The sequence below is a fragment of the Vibrio sp. 970 genome (genome assembly GCF_033339075.1).
The window spans coordinates 1-564 of the sequence record NZ_JAWOTW010000641.1 but is presented as its reverse complement, the minus strand read 5'-3'; the positions used below and the strand labels follow the sequence as shown (position 1 = coordinate 564).

The window sequence follows — 564 nt, the reverse complement described above, 5'->3', positions numbered from 1 at the left end:
TTCTTACCTTGCTTCGCAGAGATTGGCACTACATCGACAAAGTCCATTTTTTTAGACATTTCAGCCATGTGTAGCATCACTTCATTACGATCTTGCACGTTATCGACTTTGTTAACACAAAGTACAACAGGGAAGTTCGATTTCTGAAGCTTGGTCAACACCATCTCGTCGTCTTTAGTCCAATGGGTACCATCGACCAAGAAGAAAACTAGGTTCACGTCACTCAACGATGAGTTTGCAGCGCGGTTCATCAAACGGTTGATCGCACGCTTTTCTTCAATGTGAAGTCCTGGTGTATCAACGTAAATCGCTTGGTAATCGCCATCTGTGTCGACGCCCATGATGCGGTGACGCGTCGTTTGTGGCTTACGTGACGTGATCGAAATCTTCTGACCTAGAATTTTGTTCAGAAGCGTCGATTTACCCACGTTAGGACGACCAACAATGGCAATGAAACCACAATGCTGGTTTTCCGGTGAGCTCACCTCACCATGTGATGCGAAAAACGCATCGATATCGAATTCGTTATCAGCCATTAGTTAATTGCTCTAGTGCTGTTTCTGC

1 protein-coding gene is annotated in these 564 nt (G+C 45.0%); it reads right to left on the bottom strand.

What is annotated here, in order from left to right:
- Positions 1-536: GTPase Era (era, locus tag R7Q11_RS28350; protein ID WP_225467251.1), on the bottom strand; the 536-nt coding region annotated here is incomplete at its 3' end.
- Positions 537-564: the final 28 nt, after the last annotated feature.